The sequence below is a fragment of the Ruegeria sp. YTSA072 genome (assembly GCF_059610285.1).
This window is the reverse complement of the sequence record NZ_JBXWNI010000002.1, coordinates 281,538-301,637: the sequence shown is the minus strand read 5'-3', so window position 1 is coordinate 301,637 and position 20,100 is coordinate 281,538. Positions and strand designations below refer to the sequence as shown.

19 protein-coding genes are annotated in these 20,100 nt (G+C 57.0%); 14 read left to right on the top strand and 5 right to left on the bottom strand.

The window, feature by feature from the left end; genetic code table 11:
- Nucleotides 1–16: 16 nt before the first annotated feature.
- The 4 genes from AC2FIB_RS05725 to rpsD all read left to right on the top strand — a co-directional run bounded on the left by AC2FIB_RS05725 (nt 17) and on the right by rpsD (nt 2,862).
- Nucleotides 17–244 (top strand): hypothetical protein, encoded by a 228-nt coding sequence (locus AC2FIB_RS05725; protein ID WP_496733847.1) that lies wholly within the window; start codon nt 17–19, stop codon nt 242–244.
- Nucleotides 245–335: 91 nt separating this feature from the next.
- The gene (locus tag AC2FIB_RS05720) at nt 336–1,124 is read left to right on the top strand and encodes a hypothetical protein (protein ID WP_496733849.1); all 789 of its coding nucleotides are present in this window, start codon (nt 336–338) and stop codon (nt 1,122–1,124) included.
- Nucleotides 1,125–1,540: 416 nt separating this feature from the next.
- A complete protein-coding gene (locus tag AC2FIB_RS05715) occupies nt 1,541–2,074 on the top strand; it encodes a hypothetical protein (RefSeq protein WP_496733851.1) in 534 nt (177 codons plus the stop codon).
- A 167-nt stretch (nt 2,075–2,241) separates the two neighbouring features.
- Complete coding sequence (gene rpsD, locus AC2FIB_RS05710; protein WP_058275494.1) at nt 2,242–2,862, top strand: 30S ribosomal protein S4; 621 nt, start codon at nt 2,242–2,244, stop codon at nt 2,860–2,862.
- 277 nt (nt 2,863–3,139) lie between these two features.
- On the opposite strand, the gene AC2FIB_RS05705 is transcribed toward rpsD, so the two are convergent.
- Nucleotides 3,140–3,601, bottom strand: coding sequence for an Lrp/AsnC family transcriptional regulator (locus AC2FIB_RS05705; RefSeq protein ID WP_058275495.1), 462 nt, complete (start codon nt 3,599–3,601; stop codon nt 3,140–3,142).
- Between the two features lie 103 nt (nt 3,602–3,704).
- On the opposite strand from AC2FIB_RS05705, the gene AC2FIB_RS05700 reads away from it, so the two are divergent.
- The 4 genes from AC2FIB_RS05700 (at nt 3,705) to AC2FIB_RS05685 (ending at nt 8,020) form a co-directional block, all read left to right on the top strand.
- On the top strand, nt 3,705–5,120 hold the full coding sequence (locus AC2FIB_RS05700) for an aminotransferase class V-fold PLP-dependent enzyme (RefSeq protein ID WP_496733853.1): 1,416 nt from the start codon (nt 3,705–3,707) through the stop codon (nt 5,118–5,120).
- Nucleotides 5,121–5,184: 64 nt separating this feature from the next.
- The gene (gene hisC / locus AC2FIB_RS05695) at nt 5,185–6,270 is read left to right on the top strand and encodes a histidinol-phosphate transaminase (protein WP_496733855.1); all 1,086 of its coding nucleotides are present in this window, start codon (nt 5,185–5,187) and stop codon (nt 6,268–6,270) included.
- Nucleotides 6,267–7,187: a prephenate/arogenate dehydrogenase family protein gene (locus AC2FIB_RS05690; RefSeq protein WP_496733857.1), complete on the top strand. Its 921-nt coding sequence runs from the start codon at nt 6,267–6,269 to the stop codon at nt 7,185–7,187. Before hisC ends, AC2FIB_RS05690 begins: the two co-directional genes overlap by 4 nt.
- Nucleotides 7,184–8,020 (top strand): extensin-like domain-containing protein, encoded by an 837-nt coding sequence (locus AC2FIB_RS05685; RefSeq protein WP_496733858.1) that lies wholly within the window; start codon nt 7,184–7,186, stop codon nt 8,018–8,020. The genes AC2FIB_RS05690 and AC2FIB_RS05685 overlap by 4 nt, the downstream gene beginning before the upstream one ends.
- Here AC2FIB_RS05685 and AC2FIB_RS05680 read toward each other — a convergent pair.
- A complete protein-coding gene (locus tag AC2FIB_RS05680) occupies nt 8,017–9,018 on the bottom strand; it encodes a DUF2125 domain-containing protein (RefSeq protein ID WP_496733860.1) in 1,002 nt (333 codons plus the stop codon). The two genes, AC2FIB_RS05685 and AC2FIB_RS05680, sit on opposite strands and share 4 nt — an antisense overlap.
- Before the next feature lie 67 nt (nt 9,019–9,085).
- On the opposite strand from AC2FIB_RS05680, the gene AC2FIB_RS05675 reads away from it, so the two are divergent.
- From AC2FIB_RS05675 to AC2FIB_RS05665, 3 genes are all read left to right on the top strand, one after another.
- The gene (locus tag AC2FIB_RS05675) at nt 9,086–9,616 is read left to right on the top strand and encodes a gamma-glutamylcyclotransferase (RefSeq protein ID WP_496733861.1); all 531 of its coding nucleotides are present in this window, start codon (nt 9,086–9,088) and stop codon (nt 9,614–9,616) included.
- Nucleotides 9,617–9,685: 69 nt separating this feature from the next.
- Nucleotides 9,686–10,864 carry a biopolymer transporter ExbB gene (locus AC2FIB_RS05670; RefSeq protein ID WP_496733863.1) on the top strand — a complete coding sequence of 393 codons (1,179 nt, stop codon included), beginning with the start codon at nt 9,686–9,688 and terminating at the stop codon, nt 10,862–10,864.
- 3 nt (nt 10,865–10,867) lie between these two features.
- Nucleotides 10,868–12,568, top strand: coding sequence for a peptidoglycan -binding protein (locus AC2FIB_RS05665; RefSeq protein WP_496841805.1), 1,701 nt, complete (start codon nt 10,868–10,870; stop codon nt 12,566–12,568).
- 25 nt (nt 12,569–12,593) lie between these two features.
- Here AC2FIB_RS05665 and AC2FIB_RS05660 read toward each other — a convergent pair whose 3' ends face one another.
- The 3 genes from AC2FIB_RS05660 to gloB form a co-directional block, all read right to left on the bottom strand.
- Nucleotides 12,594–13,481 (bottom strand): YHYH protein, encoded by an 888-nt coding sequence (locus AC2FIB_RS05660; protein ID WP_496841804.1) that lies wholly within the window; start codon nt 13,479–13,481, stop codon nt 12,594–12,596.
- 138 nt (nt 13,482–13,619) lie between these two features.
- Nucleotides 13,620–15,944 carry an ATP-dependent Clp protease ATP-binding subunit ClpA gene (clpA, locus tag AC2FIB_RS05655; protein WP_058275504.1) on the bottom strand — a complete coding sequence of 775 codons (2,325 nt, stop codon included), beginning with the start codon at nt 15,942–15,944 and terminating at the stop codon, nt 13,620–13,622.
- 172 nt (nt 15,945–16,116) lie between these two features.
- Nucleotides 16,117–16,884: a hydroxyacylglutathione hydrolase gene (gene gloB / locus AC2FIB_RS05650; protein WP_496733866.1), complete on the bottom strand. Its 768-nt coding sequence runs from the start codon at nt 16,882–16,884 to the stop codon at nt 16,117–16,119.
- Nucleotides 16,885–16,945: 61 nt separating this feature from the next.
- Here gloB and AC2FIB_RS05645 point away from each other — a divergent pair, with 61 nt between their 5' ends.
- The 3 genes from AC2FIB_RS05645 to atpA all read left to right on the top strand — a co-directional run bounded on the left by AC2FIB_RS05645 (nt 16,946) and on the right by atpA (nt 20,091).
- A complete protein-coding gene (locus AC2FIB_RS05645) occupies nt 16,946–17,680 on the top strand; it encodes a class I SAM-dependent methyltransferase (protein ID WP_109313357.1) in 735 nt (244 codons plus the stop codon).
- A gap of 311 nt (nt 17,681–17,991) precedes the next feature.
- A complete protein-coding gene (locus tag AC2FIB_RS05640) occupies nt 17,992–18,552 on the top strand; it encodes a F0F1 ATP synthase subunit delta (protein ID WP_058276054.1) in 561 nt (186 codons plus the stop codon).
- Nucleotides 18,553–20,091 carry a F0F1 ATP synthase subunit alpha gene (atpA, locus tag AC2FIB_RS05635; protein ID WP_058275507.1) on the top strand — a complete coding sequence of 513 codons (1,539 nt, stop codon included), beginning with the start codon at nt 18,553–18,555 and terminating at the stop codon, nt 20,089–20,091.
- Nucleotides 20,092–20,100 lie beyond the last annotated feature (9 nt).

Here is a 20,100-nt window from a genome sequence, read left to right as displayed (position 1 = left end):
AAAGGAGCTTGTCGTTATGGCTCAGATCACAAGATACCCGTTCATCCGGCACCTGCGGGCCGACGCCTCAAGCCATGTTCAGCAGTATCGTAAGGGACAGCGGGTGCAGTCAGGTAAAGGTTTGTCGGGTAAACATTCCGCCGTTCTTGGTGTTGGTTTCAAGTTGGGCGTTGAAAACAAGGATATTTTTTTTGACTTTGGGTCTCAATTGCTTGGCGCATCAGTCGGTTTCAAATTGGTCTGACCAAAGAAGTGCCAAGCCTGTGTTGAGCAGGTTTGGCATTTTTTTGAAAGCCCAGCAGCACGCAGGCCAAGGACGAACGGGACGTAGTGTATTGAAGGTCGTAATTCATCAAGGTTTCCACAAAACGGGCACAACGACCCTGCAAAAGACGCTCTCGAAAAATCGGGAATACCTGAAATATCGCGTGAATGTTCTATTGCCTGATGACTTACAAGAAGCCAGCCTGTCTGCACGGCGGTATGCGGTCGCCCCCAAGGATCGCACCCTTCGCAATTTCGGAGCAATCGTTCGCGAGGCGCTGAAGCCTTTTGCGGACCATGGTGGCAAACCCCTGCTGATCAGCAATGAAGAATTCGCTGGTCTGATCCCTGGTCGCAAAGGGGTTTGGTCATATGAGCAAACGCACGTTCTTGCCAAAACTCTGTTGGATGAGGTCTTGCGCCTGACTGATGCCGGGGATCGCATTATCTTTCTATTTACGACCAGAAACGCGGCTGATTGGATCAGAAGTACGTATTGGCAAAACCTTCGCAGCCATAGAATCCGCGAGGATCTGTCACAGTACGGCAAGGCGTTGCAACAGGGTGCAGATCTTGAGGCGGTGGTCCGCCGCGTGAAAGAGGCGGTTTCACCGCGCGCCGAGGTGGAATCTGTCAACGTTTCTGGTCTGGGCGATCATGATTTCCCGTTGATAAAGGCACTGTCCATTCTAAACGTGAGATCCGATAGGCTCATCACAAGTGACAATCGGAACGTCCAGCCAGCCGGAGGCACAGATTATTTTCTGGACCTGAACCGATCGAATTTGAGCGATGAAGAGGTAGCGGCCGCGAAACGAGCTTACTTGGACAAGCTGAAGCGATCGAATGGCACCCATTGATGAATTGAAGCAAGGGCAGGCTCAGGTTGGTGCCGCTGCCCAATTTAGTTGCTGTAATGCAACGATCGGACGGCCAAAATCGGATGCCCAGATAGGTTTGGATGAGCCAAAACATCATGGTTTCCAAATTGTGGCTCGGAAATGGTGGTGCATAAGAGGCGAATGCACTGGATATAGTTTACAACTTAAAAGCAAATATTTGCGCAGAGAATCTCTTTGAAATTTCTTGAGGTTGGTTCGTCGCTTTTTTGCCAAGAACAATCTAAGGTTGAATTTTTTCAGTTTTAGTGTCAGTTTGACTTGACACACTGGAAACATTTGCGTGATTGCTGAACTTCGGTCTCTTTTCCGCCAGATTCTGTCCTGATAAGAAGGTGCAGTAAGCAGTGATTTGTTGAAAGGTGCAGGCGGATACAATGACAGCCGGGGACAACGGTCGCATATCCATTTCGTGGACGCAGACAGAGTTAAACGGACTTGAGGCGGCGCCCCAGTCTTTTTTGAAAATTGGAGCCGCATGGTCGTGGCGTGGGCAGGCTCTTTCATTGGCCAGTCCGGCCGAGCAGGGCCTTGTGGTGTCAGGCCAGGCCGAAGCTTATTCCTCACAAGTGCTAAACAGCATAGCGCCGTCGCCGAATCTGGCAGACGGAGCACTGGGTCGTATCGTTCTGACCAATGGCGCGCAAAAATACACGGCGCTCTTGTTTTCGGTCGCCGGAGAGGCAGAACCAACGCTGGTTTTTGAAAACGGGTATCCCGCGCGCGATCAGGAATTCTGGGTCAGCGCGTATACCGAGTTTGAAAGCGAAAGCAATTCCAGCCTCCCGGACCAAACCGTTGTCGCTTTCCCGACGCGGTCGCCGATGGATAAGAGTTGGGAACACGCAGTTGCGGGCGTCCGAAGCGTAGCAGACTCAAGTTCCAAGCAGGCCGACTGTATTCACAAATAGCAAAAAACCCATAGCCGTGTTGACTCCGCCAATTCTGCGGATATAAGCGCGGCTTCATTGGTGTTGGTGGACCCCGTAAGGGGATTCCTGTCATGGGGGAAACCTCAAGAGGACAACGCCCTTCATAGTGACCTGTATGGGCCTCGACCTAAAGAAGGAGATCAGCCGTGACCAAACGCACGTCTGCCAAGTACAAAATTGACCGCCGGATGGGTGAAAACATCTGGGGTCGTCCGAAATCCCCGGTCAACCGTCGCGAATACGGCCCCGGCCAGCACGGCCAGCGCCGCAAGGGCAAACTTTCGGACTTCGGTCTGCAGCTGCGCGCCAAGCAGAAGCTGAAAGGCTACTATGGCGACCTGACCGAGAAGCAATTCCGCCGCATCTACGCCGAAGCTGTACGTGTGAACGGCGATACCGGTGAAAACCTGATCGGTCTGCTGGAGCGTCGTCTGGACGCGGTTGTCTACCGTGCCAAGTTCGTTGCAACCGTCTTTGCTGCACGTCAGTTCGTGAACCACGGCCACGTCAAAGTGAACGGCAAGCGGGTCAACATCCCCAGCTACCGTGTCAAAGAAGGCGACGTGATCGAAGTACGCGACAAGTCCAAGCAACTGGCTGTAGTTCTGGAAGCCGCTGCTCTGGCCGAACGTGACGTGCCTGACTACATCGACGCCGACCACTCGAAAATGACCGCGACCTTCGTTCGCGCACCAGGCCTGGGCGATGTGCCTTACCCGGTCGTCATGGAACCGAACCTGGTCGTCGAATTCTACGCGAAGAACTAATTTTCGCCGACATCCAGAATTTCAGGGCCGCGCAGTTTGCGCGGCCTTTTTTTGTTTGGTCATGTGACGACGCGTATTGGATTTGACGGCATGTCCAAAATTTGCGTCTCGGGTTTTCAAAAAGTATCAACTGAAGTGCCTTAGCAGAACGCCCGCATTGGGTGGAATGCTGGAATTCACGCTCGGCTTGCACAAGCTGCATTTCGAATTGAACGCGTAACAACCTACGAACAGCCTTGCAGCCAAATCACTGATCAAGCCCGCCGAAGGCGCTGAGTCAAATTGGCAGGGGCCTGCTTTCGGCGATGGCCTCCATCGCAAAGTACGAGGTCACACTGTCTAGTTCGACCTTGTCGATCAATCGCTGATACACCTTGTCATATGACGTCATATCTTGCGTGACGACTTTCAACTGATAGTCATAGTCGCCACCAATGCGGTGAAAATCCACTACCTCGGGGATGGTTAGGACATGGCTTCGAAATGCCTGTAGCCATTCAGCCGAATGGTGCCGGGTGCGCAGCATAACAAAGACCACAAGGCTCAGCCCCAATTTTTCGCGGGCGATCCGCGCGGTCGAACCGGTAATGACGCCATTTTCGTTCAACGCCTTCAGCCGCCGCCAACAGGCATTTTGCGACAACCCGACTCGGTCCGCCAACTCACGCTGGGAAAGTGTTGCGTCTGTTTGAAGTTCTCGAAGGATGCGCTTGTCAATATGATCTAATTTTTCTGCCATACAGAAGCATATGACACAAAATTTTAGAAATCTACCAAAAGAAAGGTGAAGTTTCTGTGTCCTTATTCAATCATATTTTGTGATGCAATATGGAGAATTAATCATGACCTTGTCCAAATTTCGCGCAGACCTCCAATCCACCACTCGCAATTCAACCCTGCGCGACGGGCTGATCGGAGAGAATGTTCTGATCCCCGGTCTGAATGGGGACGTTCCGCTGGTTTATGCGGACTACGTCGCTTCGGGTCGTGCGCTGCAGCAGGTAGAGGATTTTGTCGCCCATGAGGTGCTGCCTTTTTATGCCAACAGCCACACTGAGGCCTCCTATTGTGGGTCGTATATGACCCGTCTGCGCCGCGAAGCGCGCGCGGAAATAGCCCGCATTGTTGGAGCAAAGGAAGACGACGCGGTGATCTTTACCGGGTCCGGCGCCACTGCGGGTCTTAACCGGCTGGTCAGTTTGATGGGAATTGAGGGGGCTGACCGGCCGGTTGTTCTGATCGGGCCGTATGAGCATCATTCGAACATCCTCCCCTGGCGGGAAAGCAAAGCGCAGGTCATCGAAATCCCTGAAGCGCCCGACGGCGGCGTTGATCTCGGTGCACTTGAACGGACATTGGTGGACAATGCCGATTCCGATCTGATTATCGGTTCTTTTTCCGCTGCCTCTAACGTAACCGGCATCATTACAGACCCGGACCCGATCACGCGGCTGCTCAAGTCTCATGGCGCTGTTTCGATCTGGGATTACGCTGGTGGTGGACCATATTTGCCGATGGACATGGGGCCGGAAGATGCGCGCAAGGACGCCATCGTAGTATCCCCGCACAAATTCCCGGGCGGCCCGGGCGCGTCCGGTGTGCTGATCGTCAATCAGAACGCAGTTCGCCGCACTTGCCCAAGTTGGCCTGGTGGCGGCACTGTCAGCTTTGTGTCACCCTGGCGCCATGACTACAGCGAGGATTTGGCCACGCGAGAAGAAGCCGGAACACCCAATGTGATCGGAGATATTCGCGCCGCGCTGGCCTTCATTGTCAAGGATGTCGTAGGCACGGATGAAATTGCTGAACGCGAAGCCCGGTACAATGAAATGGCATTGAAAGGGTGGGGCGACAATCCGAACCTGACTTTGCTAGGTACTGAAAACCCGCATCGTTTGCCGATCTATTCTTTCCTTGTGCGGGACAACTCTGGCCAGCCGGTGCATCAGCAGCTGTTTACCCGGATGCTCAGCGACATCTACGGCATTCAGGCGCGCGGTGGTTGCGCGTGTGCCGGGCCATATGCGCATCGCTTGCTGGAAATCGACCGTGAAACGTCCGCTGAATTGCATGCCGCATTGTCCGCAGGGGAAGAGATGAAGAAACCCGGGTGGGTCCGCCTGAATTTCTCGTACCTTATGAGCGAAGAGACGGTTCAGTTCATCATCGACAGCGTCAATGACCTGTCCCACCGGACTGAGGAATTCACCCCTTATTACAACGCGGACCCGGCGACCGCCCGCTTCAAAGCGGCGTGACGGAATTGCCGCTTTTCTCAACGCGTTGAGAGGGGTATGAGAGGCTCCAACAACGGAGCCTCTTATGAACAAGATCACCCCGCAACCCGGCATTATGGACATCGCGCTTTATCAAGGCGGTCAGTCGCATGTGGCCGGGATCGAGCATGTGATCAAGCTCAGCTCGAACGAAAATCCGTTTGGGCCAAGCCCCAAGGCTATCGAAGCGGTTCGCGATAGCGCGGCAACGCTTCATCGTTATCCCAGCACCGACCACGCCAGTCTGCGCGCGGCGATCGGCGAGCGTCACGCGCTGGACCCGGCACGACTTATCTGCGGCGTTGGCAGTGACGAAGTCCTGCAGTTCATCGCTCAGGCTTATGCGGGCCCGGGGGATGAGGTCATCTATACCGAGCACGGGTTTTCGATGTACCCGATCATCGCCCGTATGGTCGGAGCGACGCCGGTTATGGTGCCGGAACGGGACCGTCACGTGGACGTGGACAACATCCTTGCCGCCGTTACTGACCAAACGCGGATTGTGTTCGTTACCAATCCGGGCAATCCGACCTCGACTATGATCCCCGAGGCTGAGTTGCTGCGTATGGCCGAAGCATTGCCTAAGACCTGCCTGATGGTGATCGACGGGGCCTATGCCGAGTTTGTCGATGGGTTCGACGGTGGCGCATCGCTGGTGGATCGGTTTGACAACGTGATCATGACGCGGACCTTTTCCAAGGTGTACGGTCTGGGCGGAATGCGTGTCGGTTGGGGCTATGCCGCGCAATCGATTATCGACGTACTGAACCGGGTGCGCCAGCCCTTCAACCTGTCCTTGACCGCTTTGGCTGCTGCAGAGGCAGCGGTAAATGACGCGGAATTCCTGTCCTTCTGCCAGGCCGAAAATGCGCGCCTGCGGGTGTGGTTGTCGGAAGAACTGGACAAGATTGGCGTGCCCTCGGATGTGTCCTGCACCAATTTCATCCTCGCCCGCTTTGCCGATCGGACCGAGGCCGAGGCTTGTGACGACCATCTCAAGACCCAAGGTTTGATTGTGCGCCGTGTGGCGGGCTACAACCTGCCAAACGCTTTGCGGATCACCGTGGGCGACGAAGAAGCCTGCCGCCGCGTTGTTGCGGCCATCACCGCGTTCAAAGGGGGCGTCGCATGAGCCAAGTTTACGACCGTGTGGCCTTGATCGGGCTTGGCCTGATCGCCTCGTCCATGTTCTGGGCGATCAAACGTGCCGGGCTTGCTGGCGAAGTGACTGGCTATGCCCGATCCGAGACCACCCGCGACACGGCCCGCCGCATCGGCTTGTGTGATCGCGTCTGCGATACCGCGCAAGAGGCGGTCGAGGGCGCGGATCTGGTCGTTCTCTGCGTTCCTGTCGGCGCGATGGGCGCTGTTGCGAAAGATATTGCACCTGTCCTGAAACCCGGGGCGACGGTGACTGATGTCGGCTCGGTCAAGCGTCACGTTATTCAGGCCGTCGGGCCGGAAATCCCGGATGGTGTGCATTTCATCCCCGCGCACCCGCTGGCAGGGACGGAGCATTCCGGCCCGGAATCGGGTTTTGCAGAACTCTTTGACAACCGCTGGTGCCTTTTGGTTCCGGTTGAAGGCTCGGACCCGGATGCGATTGCCCGTTTGCGGGCACTCTGGGAGGGCATGGGGTCAAACGTCGATGAGATGGACGCCGATCACCATGATCTGGTTCTGGCAGTCACATCGCACGCGCCGCACCTGATCGCCTATACGATGGTGGGCGTTGCGGATGATCTGCGCCGGGTCACCGATACCGAGGTCATCAAGTATTCCGCCGCCGGATTCCGAGACTTCACCCGCATCGCGGCCTCGGACCCGACCATGTGGCGGGACGTGTTCCTGACCAACAAGGATGCGACGCTGGAGATCCTTGGCCGGTTCACCGAAGAACTGTTTGCACTGCAGCGTGCGATCAGAACAGGTGACGGCGAGCAGCTTTTCGATTATTTCACTCGTACGCGCGCCATCCGCCGCGGCATCATTGATGCAGGCCAGGATACGGATGCGCCTGATTTCGGACGGGGAAAAACAAACCCATGACGCAGGGCTGGAGAACCATTCTGACCGGATTTGCAGCGCTTTGCGCAATGTCAACTCAGGCTGGTTCGCTGGAACGTTCGTTAATACCGATATCGCGACCTCAGGCTACACTTGCGGTCCTTAGCAGCGCAGTGCCTCAGCTGCCTCCGGCCACCATACGACCAGAATTGCGGCCGGATTCACCGCAGGTTTTAGCAGCCGCGGCACGGCCTGCAGAGCTGCCTCTGCTTGGCCCGGACACGTCGCTGATGCCTTACCTGCGGCCCAAAGCCTTGGAGCAGGAGGCGCTGTTCAAAAAGCGCAAACTGCGCAAAGGATCGGTGTGTGGCGACATCGATATTCAGGGTAAGCCTGTCGGGACGGTACCGGGCAGGATCAAGGCTTGCGGGATCAAGGACGCTGTTCAGATCACCTCGGTCTCAGGTGTGACGCTTAGCCGTCCCTCCACGATGGATTGTGGAACGGCAATTGCGCTGAACAAATGGGTTGCGAAAGCGGTCAAGCCGACGTTCAAGCGACGCGGGCCTGTGGTTCAATTGCAGGTTGCCGCACACTACGCGTGTCGGACACGCAACAACCGTAAGGGCGCCCGCATTTCCGAGCATGGAAAAGGCCGCGCGATTGATATCTCGGCCTTCAAGATGGCCGATGGAGAAGTTGTGACGGTCCTGAATGGCTGGCGCAAGAACCCATCGCAAAAACAACTGGTCAAGATCTGGCGCGATGCATGCGGGCCGTTTGGCACCGTATTGGGGCCAAACGCGGACCGGTATCACCGGGATCATTTCCATCTGGATACAGCCCGCCACCGTCGCGGGCCATACTGCCGTTAACGCAGGATTAGGCGGGGGGCAGGCCCCAGCGGCAAAGGCCCCAGCGCCACGAATCCGTCGCGGAAGTTAAGCTGCAGGTCTAGCGCATTTGGATTACCGCCCAGCCCGGCCATGAAATTCAGCGCGCGAGTCACAGGATCAACGGCCTGATCGGGCAGGGCACCTGCAGCATTAGCCATTGCAATCATGTCGCGCCAGTTTTCAGCTTTGACCGCAATCTCGCCCGTTGGGATTCCCTGGTGGTCGATGTCGAGCTCACCCGCTGCAAACAAACGCAAAGCACCCCATTTCATCTCGGCCAGATTCAGGTCAATCTTCACCGGCTGCGGTCTGCCTTGTTCCAGAGCCGTACGATCCCACGGTTTGTTGAACGTGGCCGTCATGTCCAGCTCGAGCGTTTCAAACGTCTGCGGCAATGTGGTGGCCGACCGCATCAGTTCCCGCAGACTGTCACCCGGGTTGAACCCGTCAATACGGGCACCGATGGCATAGGTCACCGGAATAGAAGTCTGTTCCATGACCAGCGTCAGCGTATCGCCGCCAGCCAGCGCTTCGGCATCATCAGTGATCAACCATGAACCCGCGGTCAAAGCCATTTTTTCCAGTACCAGCGCGACACCGGGCTGTAGCTGCAGCTCGGCCTGCAGGTCGCTGGCTTTGATGGTTGCCGTCTGATCAAAATAGGATAGGCGCTGGGGGGTGTCAGCAAAGCGCAGCACCTGACGTCCCGGCCAGATTGCAGGGCTTTGGAATTCGATCCAATCGGCGCTCCATGCGGTGCCGTTGACTGGATCAGCCAGCGCCGGACTGTTCAGGCGCGTAACGTGGCGCAACGGATACCCGGCTGTTGAAACATCGGAAAAGTCGGCCTGCCAGCCTTGTTCTTGCTGATTGTCGAACCAGGCGGTGATTGCGTTGCGCAATCCGAATCCGGCGACGAACCAATAGGCGCTCCAGATAACCGTTAAGAAAATGACTACTCGTATTAGACCGCGCATGGCAGTTGGCCCTTTTTCCCGCGTTGAATTTGATGTTTATAGGCCGAAACGGGCAAGGACCAGAGCAATGACGATGTGGGTTTTCGGATATGGATCGCTGTTGTGGAATCCGGGCTTTCCGGTGGCCCGAAGCGAACACGCCACGCTGCATGGGTATGCCCGGTCATTCTGCATGAGTTCAATTCACCACCGCGGCACCGAAGAACACCCCGGCCTTGTGCTGGCACTGGACGAACAGGCCGATGCCAATTGCACCGGCTTGGCACTTGCGGTCGAGGCCGGCCATGAAGAGCGCACCTTGCATGAATTGCGCGAGCGTGAGCTGATTTCGTCAGCCTATGTCGAGAAAAACCTTGATGTGCATCTGAACACTGGCGATGTCATCACCGCCGTGACCTATGTGATCGACGCAGACCACGTTCAATACTGTGGTGGTATGCCGTTAGAGGAGCAAGCGCAGATCATTGCGCATGCGGTTGGCGGGCGCGGGCCGAATACAGAATACCTGTATAATACTGCGGGGCATCTGGCCGAGATCGACCTGCGCGATCCTGATCTTGAGTGGTTAGCGCAACGGGTGCGCAGTATCACAGCATAAACCCTTGGCGTCACCGGCGGATTTTGGCTAGATTCAAGCCAGAGCAGGCAAAAACCGGGAAACACGCGCATGGCGCAGGCACATCAGGGCGCGAGACCCCATTTCTCGCATCCCATTCGTCAGATTGTGATGATGTTGGTCGCAATTGGCCTGGCGGGTTTGGGCGTCTTTATGGCGCTGCCTTATGTGCTGCCGGTGTTTCAGGCCAACCCGTACCTGAACGGCTTTATCATCCTGGTTTTCATAATCGGCGTTTTCGCCTGTTTCTTTCAGGTGACACAGCTGATTGGCTCGGTGCGCTGGATTGAGGCTTTTGTTGGCGGCGTTGTCCGCGAGGACGCGCGCACCCCGCAATTGCTGGCACCTTTGGCCTCATTGCTGCGCGAACGTGGTGCACGGTCACAGATCAGTTCCAGTTCGACCCGGTCGATCCTGGATTCGGTCGCGGAACGCGTCGAGGAAGAGCGTGAGATCACGCGCTATATTACCAATGTTCTGATTTATCTGGGCCTTTTGGGCACGTTCTTTGGCTTGGCGACCACCGTCCCAGCCATTGTCGACACGATCCGCAGCCTGAACCCGCAAGAGGGCGAAGAAGGGCTGGCCGTATTCAACCGCCTGATGGTGGGGTTAGAAGCCCAGCTACAAGGAATGGGCGTGGCATTTGGGTCGTCCCTTTTGGGCCTTGCCGGGTCTCTGATCGTCGGTTTGCTGGAACTGTTCGCAGGTCACGGCCAGAACCGGTTCTACCGCGAGCTTGAGGAATGGTTGTCCTCAATCACCCGCGTTGGTTTTGCGGCTGCAGATGAGGGTGGCGCAGAGCTTGCGGTTCTGACCCCAGTTCTGGACGCGATGTCCGAACAGATGGATGCACTGCAGGACCTGTTTTCGGGGCAAGAGGCTGATCGTGCTGCCGTGTCGGTCAAACTGGGCCAACTGGTCGACGCGATCGGTGAGATGAACGTGCGACAGTCTGAATCCGAAGGGGTGACAGCCGCATTGGAACGCGTGGCCCTTGGGCAGGACGCCCTGTTGGATCACATGCGTGATCAGGGTACAGGGGATGGAATTGACGCCGAAAGCCGGATGCGCCTGCGGTCGATGGACGTTCAACTATTGCGCATCCTCGAAGAAATCTCGGCCGGTCGCCAGGAAAGCATGAGCGAATTGCGCAAGGATATCGAACTGCTTGTCAAAGCCCTGACATTGCCCCGAGGCGCCGTTCGCACCGCTCCGGAAGGAGAGTAATCCATGGCTCTGTCCCGCCGCACAGGTCAGCGTTTTCAGGGCTCGGTTTGGCCGGGTTTTGTTGACGCGATCACCGGTTTGCTGATGGTGCTGACCTTCGTTCTGACCATCTTTATGGTGGTGCAGTTCGTGTTGCGCGAAACCATTTCCGGGCAAGAGGACGAACTGACCGCTCTGTCGGATGAAGTCGCAGCGCTGGCCGGGGCATTGGGATTGGAGGAGCGTGAGAATAACCGCCTGGAGGCCCGTCTTGGCGCGTTGAACACGACCCTGTCGCAAACTGAAGATACGCTGGCGCGGGCCGAAGTGGACCTGGCCTTGTCGCAGGCGCGTATCACGGATTTTGAGGCGCAGGTCGCGGCACTTTTGACGGATCAGGAGCGGGCACGCGGTGCAATTGCAACACTGGAATCCCAGCGCGCCAAGTTGCTGGAGGACCAAGAGGCGCTGATCCTCGCACTGGCGCAAAGCCGATCTGAAATCGACGAACAGGCCGAAACCGCCCGGCTGGCAGCCGCCCAACGCGAGGCGCTGGAGGCGTTGGTTGCGGATCTTGAACAAAGCGACGCGGCGCAATCCACCCGGATCAGTGAACTGGAAGAACAGATCAGCGCGGAAGAGGCCGCCAAGCTGGCCGAAGCTGCCGCTGCCGAAAACCTGCGTAACCGACTGCAGGATGCAGATGCCGAGTTGACGGCAATGACACTGGCCTTGGAAGCACAGCGCAAAGAAGCTGAGGATACACTGACCCTGCTTGCCGCAGCACAAGCCGCCAGTGCCGAACTTGAGCGCCAGTTTGGTGCGCTGGATGCGGACGAGTTGCAGGCGCAATTACAAGCTGCTTTGGCTGCGCAAACCGAGGCGCAGGCCGAGGCACAATCGCAACGATCATTAGCCGAAGAGCGTGCAAACCTATTGGCTGTGGCCCGTGAAGCGATCTCGGCGGAGAAAACGATTTCCGCAAAAGCGCAGCGAGAAACGGCGTTGTTGAACCAACAGATGGCGGCGCTGCGCCAACAACTTGGCGGGTTGCAGGCGTTGTTGGACGACTATGAAGAACGCAACGCCGCTTCGGACATTCGAATTCAGACCCTGGGTCAGGACCTGAACGCAGCTTTGGCCCGCGCGGCCTCGGAAGAACGCCGCCGGCGCCTGCTGGAAGAGGCTGAGCGTGTCCGGCTTGAAGCCGAAGCAGAAGCTCTGTCTGGACAAAATCAGGAACTGGCCGCGCAGGCCGAAGACCTGCAACGCTATCGGTCAGAGTTCTTTGGAAGACTGCGCGACGTGCTTGGGGATGAGGAGGGCGTTCGGATCGAAGGCGACCGTTTTGTATTCTCGTCCGAGGTCCTGTTTGACACGGGTTCGGCCGTCTTGTCACCGGCCGGGCAGCAGGACATCGCCAAAGTGGCCAATATCCTGCGCAGCGTGGCGGCTGAAATTCCCGAAGGCCTGAACTGGGTGATCCGCGTCGATGGTCACACCGATAACGTGCCACTTGCCGGGTCCGGGCGCTATCGCGACAATTGGGAGCTTAGTCAGGGCCGCGCCTTGTCCGTGGTGCGCTACATGGTCGATGCGCTGGGCATCCCGCCGAGCCGGTTGGCCGCAAACGGTTTTGGTGAGTTCCAGCCCGTAAATCCGGCAGACACCCCGGAGGCCCGGGCACAAAACCGCCGGATCGAGCTGAAACTCACCGAAAGGTAACCGAGACACTCGTTAAGGGTACGGGTCAGCGACGACCAAACCGAAAGCTGTTATCTGGCTTACCCGCAAAGCAGCGCGGGACGACTGGGTAGCTTTCAGTCAGGAAATAGGCATACGTTCCAGATGGATATTCCGGCGAAATCGTATAGGCTCCGTTACATTCATCCAGATTTCCGGCGCCTGCCACATAAGCGTAGTCCTCATTGAACGTGCCATCATGCTTTCCGTCGGGTGCGCTTCCTCCAGGGCGGTTGCCGCTTTTCAATCTGTACGACGACTTCATTTGCGTCACTTTCCCATCCAAAACGCCGGTCATTGCGTAAATCGGGAAGCCGTCTGCCGCGAATCCGATCAGCGGTGAATGTCGGCTGGGTGTATAGTTCAGCAGCTCAATAAAGCCCGTGGGGATGCCGTGGTAATGATATTTTCCATTGGGTTGCACATGGGCATAGTTTTCGTCGAACCCCAAAGTAACCGCGCCCCCAAGCGCATTGTAGGACCAGGCTGAGCGGGGATTGCCCTGCCAGAACTCTGCGGCCAACGGGTCGAACACGACGCCGTTCAGAGACACACCAAAGTTCCATCCCATTTCAAGCGGGGTGGTGGATCGATTGGATTTCGGGTTCGTCGGTACTTTCAAGTTAACGCGCTGCTCGGAAATGCTGTGCGGATTGCCTTGGTTCGGAAAGCGCCCGACAAAGTGATCGGGGATCCCGTTGGCCGAGACGCATATACTTTTGCGGGTCTCAGAGATTTCAGAGTGGCTGTGCCCCGGATCAACCGTTGCGGCCTGCAGGCGCAATGGCTGCGTCTCCGTTTCGTCATGATACCGAAATCTATGCTGAGCGGTTGCTATGGCGGAAACGGCGGAAAGGGCGAATGCTACGCTCCAAACGGCGACGGTTTTGGTCATCAAAATCCCCTTTGCAATTCATCAGTGATAATGAAACGCGCAGGTTTGGCTGTTCCGTCGAAAAAGTTTGTGGCCGAGACGAAATCGCCCGGCTGCTGAACAACCGGGCGATTAGACTTGTTAGGCGAATGCGGCGTCTTAATCCGCGGTCAAAAGCGGAGGTTTGTCGCCCGGAATTCTTGGCTGATCGGGGCCAAGGATATCCAGGTTCAAATCGCCTTTCTTGACAGACACGCGGACCACACCACCCTTGGCCAGCTTGCCGAACAGCAACTCTTCGGCCAGTGGTTTCTTGATGTGTTCCTGAATGACACGACCCAGAGGGCGTGCACCCATCTTGTCGTCATACCCTTTTTCCGCCAGCCACGCGGCGGCTTTGGGGGTCAGATCGATGGTCACATTGCGATCCAGCAATTGCGCTTCAAGCTGCAGAACGAACTTCTCGACCACTTGCAGGATGACCTCTTTCGGTAGTGGCGCGAATGAGATCACAGCGTCCAAGCGGTTGCGGAATTCCGGCGTGAACATACGTTCGATTGCGGCCGTATCCTCGCCTTCGCGACGGTCACGTGCAAAGCCGATGGCGGCCTTGGCCTGTTCTTGCGCACCCGCGTTAGAGGTCATGATCAGCACCACGTTGCGGAAGTTCACCGTACGTCCGTTGTGATCGGTCAACTCACCGTGGTCCATCACCTGCAACAGGATGTTGAACACGTCCGGATGGGCTTTTTCGATTTCATCCAGTAGCAGCACGCAATGCGGATGCTGGTCGACGCCGTCGGTCAGCAGACCGCCCTGATCAAAGCCTACATAGCCCGGAGGCGCGCCGATCAGACGGCTGACGGCGTGCTTCTCCATGTACTCTGACATGTCAAAGCGCAGCAGTTCTACACCCAGCGTATCCGCCAGCTGTTTCGCCACTTCGGTCTTACCCACACCGGTCGGGCCGGCGAACAGATAGTTGCCGATGGGCTTTTCAGGTTCACGCAGACCGGCACGCGCCAGTTTGATTGCACTGGACAGCGCCTCGATTGCCAGATCCTGACCGAATACGACACGTTTCAACGAAGCCTCGAGATCTTTCAGCACCTCGGCATCGTCTTTGGTGACGTTCTTGGGCGGAATGCGGGCGATCTTGGCGACGACCGCCTCGATTTCTTTGACCCCGATGGTCTTGCGCCGTTTGCTCTCAGCCACCAGATGCTGCGCCGCACCGGCCTCATCGATTACATCGATGGCTTTATCGGGCAGTTTACGGTCGTTGATATAGCGGGCCGACAGTTCCACCGCGGTCTTGATGGCATCGGCGGTATATTTGATCTCATGATGCTCTTCGAAATAGGGTTTCAGACCGCGCAGAATTTTCACGCTATCTTCGACCGAAGGCTCGCTCACGTCGATCTTCTGGAACCGGCGGCTCAGCGCGCGGTCTTTTTCAAAATGCTGACGGAATTCCTTGTATGTGGTCGAGCCCATGGTGCGCAGCTTGCCGCCCTGCAGGGCAGGTTTCAGCAGGTTCGACGCATCCATCGCGCCACCCGAGGTGGCACCGGCACCGATCACGGTGTGGATCTCGTCAATGAACAGCACCGCGTCCGGGTGGTCTTCCAACTCGGTCACAACCGCCTTCAGGCGTTCCTCGAAGTCTCCGCGATAGCGGGTACCTGCCAGCAGAGCACCCATGTCGAGAGAATAAATTGTGGTCTCCGACAACACATCTGGCGCTTCGCCGCCAACAATCTTGCGTGCCAGGCCTTCAGCGATGGCGGTCTTGCCCACGCCGGGATCACCTACCAGCAGCGGGTTGTTCTTGCGGCGGCGGCACAGGACCTGAATACAACGCTCAACCTCATCAGCACGGCCGATCAGCGGGTCGACATCGCCTGCGCGCGATTTAGCGTTCAGGTCAATGCAGTACTTCCCAAGCGCGCTTTCCTTCTGTTCGCCTTCGGTGACGCCAGGCTGAGCCTCTTCCTCGACTTGATCCGCGCCCGAAACCGAGCGGTTTTCGCCGTAGGCAGGGTCTTTGGCCACACCATGCGCGATGAAGTTAACCGCGTCATAGCGCGTCATGTCCTGCTCTTGCAGGAAATAGGCTGCATTGCTTTCACGTTCGGCGAAGATGGCGACCAGAACGTTTGCGCCGGTCACTTCGGTCCGGCCCGAGCTTTGGACGTGGATCGCCGCGCGTTGTATGACACGCTGGAAAGCGGCCGTTGGCACGGCCTCGGAACCGTCGATATCCGTGACCAGATTGGACAGGTCTTCGTCAATGAATTCAACCAGAGTGCTGCGCAGTTCTTCCAGATCGACGCTGCAGGCTTTCATGACGCGGATGGCGTCAGGTTCTTCCAGTAACGCCAAAAGCAGATGCTCTAGCGTGGCAAATTCGTGACGCCGTTCATTCGCAGCCGCCAAGGCCGCGTGGATGGCTTGTTCTAATGTGCTCGAGAATGAAGGCACGCGGGTGCTCCTCTGTCTTGGGTCGAAAGGGGCAGGCTTCGGCCGGAACCCCATCCCAACCATGTCCTCATACTATTAGAGTTTGGTTGATCGTGGCCCGGCTTCAAGGGTTTTCTTGCTCTTGACAGTCACATTTCACGTGACCGTGGCCGTGAGGAAGGCAATTTGGGTACTAAAAGCTGTCTTTTCTAGTCCGAATTTCAGCAAAAACTTCTGCGGGGTCCGAATTTTGCATTCCCAAATGCGCCTGAATCGCCGGGTCAGCGGCCCGCAAGAACGGGTTTGTGGCCTTTTCCAGCGCCATCGTCGAAGGAACCGTGGGTTCTCCGGCAGCGCGCGCGCGGTTGATATCATCAGCGCGTTTTTGCAGTGCGGCATTGGTTGGATCGACGGTTAACGCGAATTTTGCGTTTGATTGCGTGTATTCGTGGCCGGAGCATACGATTGTCTCATCGGGAAGGGCGGCCAACTTGCTGAGCGAAGCCCACATCTGTGGCGCCGTGCCTTCGAACAAGCGCCCACACCCCAATGCCATGAGGCTGTCTGCAGTGAAAACCACTGCGCTGTCCGGCATGTAAAAGGCGACATGGCCAACAGTATGGCCGGACACATCCAGCACCCGAATCTGCTCGCTTCCGAATTCAAAGGTATCGCCGTCGCTGACCTGCTGATCCAGCGGGGGCAAGCGGTGCGCATCGGCGGCTGCGCCAACAACTTTGGCCGGATGTCTTTCCAAAATGGCATACAGGCCATCCACATGGTCCCAATGGTGATGGGTTAGAAGAACATGGGATAATGTCCAGCCGCGCTTGTCCAACTCGGCCAGAATGGGTCCGGCTTCGGGCGCGTCGACCAGTGCGGTATTGCCGCTTGCGGCGTCATGCGCCAGAAATGCGTAATTGTCGCTGAGACATGGGATGGTAACGACCTCAAGAGGCATGGCCTTTTGCCCTTTCGTTGCTAGACTGCGCCCAGCTAAGCCGATTGACCGGGTGTCTGCAATGCATCTTGATGTGCAGGATTTGAGGAACTTCTACTATCGCAGCACTCTGGGTCGTGCCGCGCAGGCGGCGATCCGTGGGCGACTGATCGAGCAATGGCCCGAAGCCAAGGGGCAAACGGTTGCTGGATTTGGTTTCGCGGTTCCATTGCTGCGTCCTTATCTTGCGGACGCCCGCCGCGTGATCGGTTTGATGCCAGGCCCGCAAGGCGTCATGCCCTGGCCCGCCGGAATGCCCAATGTGTCGGTTCTGACCGAAGAAACCCTGTGGCCGATTGAAACAGGTCATGTCGACAAGCTGATTGTGATGCACGGGCTTGAAACCTCGCAGCGGCCCAGCCAATTGCTAAATGAGTGCTGGCGCGTGTTGGGGCCAGGGGGGCGCGCATTCTTTGTCGTGCCCAATCGGGCTGGTTTGTGGTCGCGGACGGATAAGACCCCGTTTGGCTTTGGCCGACCGTACACAGCCTCGCAGCTGGAAAGTCAGCTCAAGGCGCACCACTTCATCCCGGAAAGCCATTGCTCGGCTCTGTATCTGCCGCCGTCATTTCGCCGTTTCTGGCTGAAGTCGGCGAGCCTGATCGAAAAGACTGGCCAAAGGCTGCCAACAGTCATGGCAGGCGGAGTGCTTATGGTTGAGGTGACAAAACACATCCGACCGCCCAGCGGCAGTGTTGCAAAGGATGCCGAACGTCGTCCGATAAAGGCACTTGATGGCCTTCTGAAACCAGCCTGAGCAGCCCGGTCGTTTTCCCTCTTCAATTCGCAAAAATTGAGGGAAAAAGGACACAGGAATCGCAAAAACCTACACTTTCGTAACATTTTTCGTCTGTTTCAGCCGGATAAAAGGGTCGCACCCTCCTTAAGTAATTGAAATTGAACATTTTGTGGATAAACCTGTTGCCGTGATAATATATTGCTAGCTGGGTTCGGCTCTGCTACATCCCCGGTGATTTTGATCCCCGACCGTCTGGCCGGGGTTTCTTCACGCCCCCGGGGTAGCTGCCGCAACGCGAATTCGGGGCCCAAAATATCGGAAGGGTGGACGTGTCCGAACCAGCTTCGATTTCCACAGGCATTGCCAAGCGCTATGCCACCGCGATCTTTGAGATCGCCAAAGAGAATAATGACCTCGCAGGTCTGGAAACCGGAATCAACGATCTGGCAGCAGCATTGGGCGAAAGCGCCGAACTGCGCGACCTGATCGCATCGCCTCTGGTTTCGCGTGCCGAACAAGAAGGCGCCATTACCGCAATCGCTGACAAAATGGGTCTGCACGCCATCATGCGTAACACGCTGGCTCTGATGGCTCAGAAGCGCCGTCTGTTCGTCGTTCCCGAGTTGGTGCAGGTTCTGCGCGACATGCTGGCGGACGAACGTGGCGAAGTGACCGCCGATGTCGCGTCGGCCAAGGCGCTGACCAAGACACAACTGGAAAAACTGTCCAAGACGCTGTCCGAGCGTGTGGGCAAGACCGTGACAATAAATGCGACCGTTGATGAAAGCCTCATTGGCGGTCTTGTCGTTAAAGTGGGCTCGAAGATGATCGATAGCTCGATCCGTTCGAAGCTCAACTCCCTACAGAATGCAATGAAAGAGGTCGGATAAATGGGAATCCAAGCTGCAGAGATTTCTGCAATCCTGAAGGACCAGATCAAGAATTTTGGTCAGGAAGCCGAAGTGGCCGAAATCGGTCGCGTGCTGAGCGTCGGTGACGGGATTGCCCGCGTATACGGTCTGGACAATGTGCAAGCGGGTGAGATGGTCGAATTCCCCGGTGGCATCATGGGCATGGCGCTGAACCTGGAAAGCGACAACGTTGGTGTTGTTATCTTCGGTTCCGACCGTGACATCAAAGAAGGTGACATCGTCAAGCGCACCAACTCGATCGTGGACGTTCCGATTGGTAACGGTCTGCTGGGTCGTGTTGTTGACGGTCTGGGCAACCCGCTGGACGGCAAAGGCCCCATCGAATCCACCGAGCGTGGCGTTGCTGACGTCAAAGCACCGGGCATCATCCCGCGTAAATCGGTTCATGAACCGATGGCAACCGGCCTGAAATCGGTTGACGCGATGATCCCGATTGGTCGTGGCCAGCGTGAGTTGATCATTGGTGACCGTCAGACCGGTAAAACTGCCGTTGCTCTGGACGCCATCCTGAACCAGAAAACCTACAACGATGCAGCAGGCGACGACGAGTCGAAGAAGCTGTACTGCGTTTACGTTGCGATCGGCCAAAAGCGTTCGACCGTTGCGCAGCTGGTGAAGAAACTGGAAGAGTCCGGCGCGATTGACTACTCGATCGTTGTGGCCGCAACCGCGTCCGACCCGGCGCCGATGCAGTTCCTGGCACCCTATGCCGCAACCGCAATGGCCGAATTCTTCCGCGACAATGGCCGCCACGCACTGATCATCTATGATGACCTGTCGAAACAGGCTGTGTCTTATCGACAGATGTCGCTGCTGCTGCGTCGTCCGCCCGGACGTGAAGCCTATCCTGGCGACGTTTTCTATCTCCACTCCCGCCTGCTGGAGCGTTCGGCGAAGCTGAACGAAGACTTCGGTGCTGGCTCGCTGACCGCTCTGCCGGTTATCGAAACGCAAGGTGGTGACGTTTCGGCGTTTATTCCGACCAACGTGATCTCGATCACCGACGGCCAGATCTTCCTGGAAACCGAACTGTTCTATCAGGGCATCCGTCCTGCTGTGAACACCGGTCTGTCGGTTTCGCGTGTGGGCTCTTCGGCTCAGACCAACTCGATGAAGTCGGTTGCCGGTCCGGTTAAGCTGGAACTGGCTCAGTACCGCGAAATGGCTGCGTTTGCGCAGTTTGGTTCCGACCTTGACGCCGCGACCCAGCAGCTGCTGAACCGTGGTGCGCGTCTGACCGAGCTGATGAAGCAGCCGCAGTACTCGCCGCTGACCAACGCTGAAATCGTCTGTGTCATCTTCGCCGGCACCAACGGTTACCTCGACAAGATCGACGTTTCCGATGTTGGCCGTTACGAAGCTGGCCTGCTGGCGCACCTGCGCGGCAAGCACGCCGACCTGCTTCAGTGGATCACCGACGAAGATCCCAAGATCAAGGGCGACGCTTCCGACAAGATCAAGGCTGCGCTGGACGAATACGCCGCAACCTTCGCTTAAGGGAGAGGC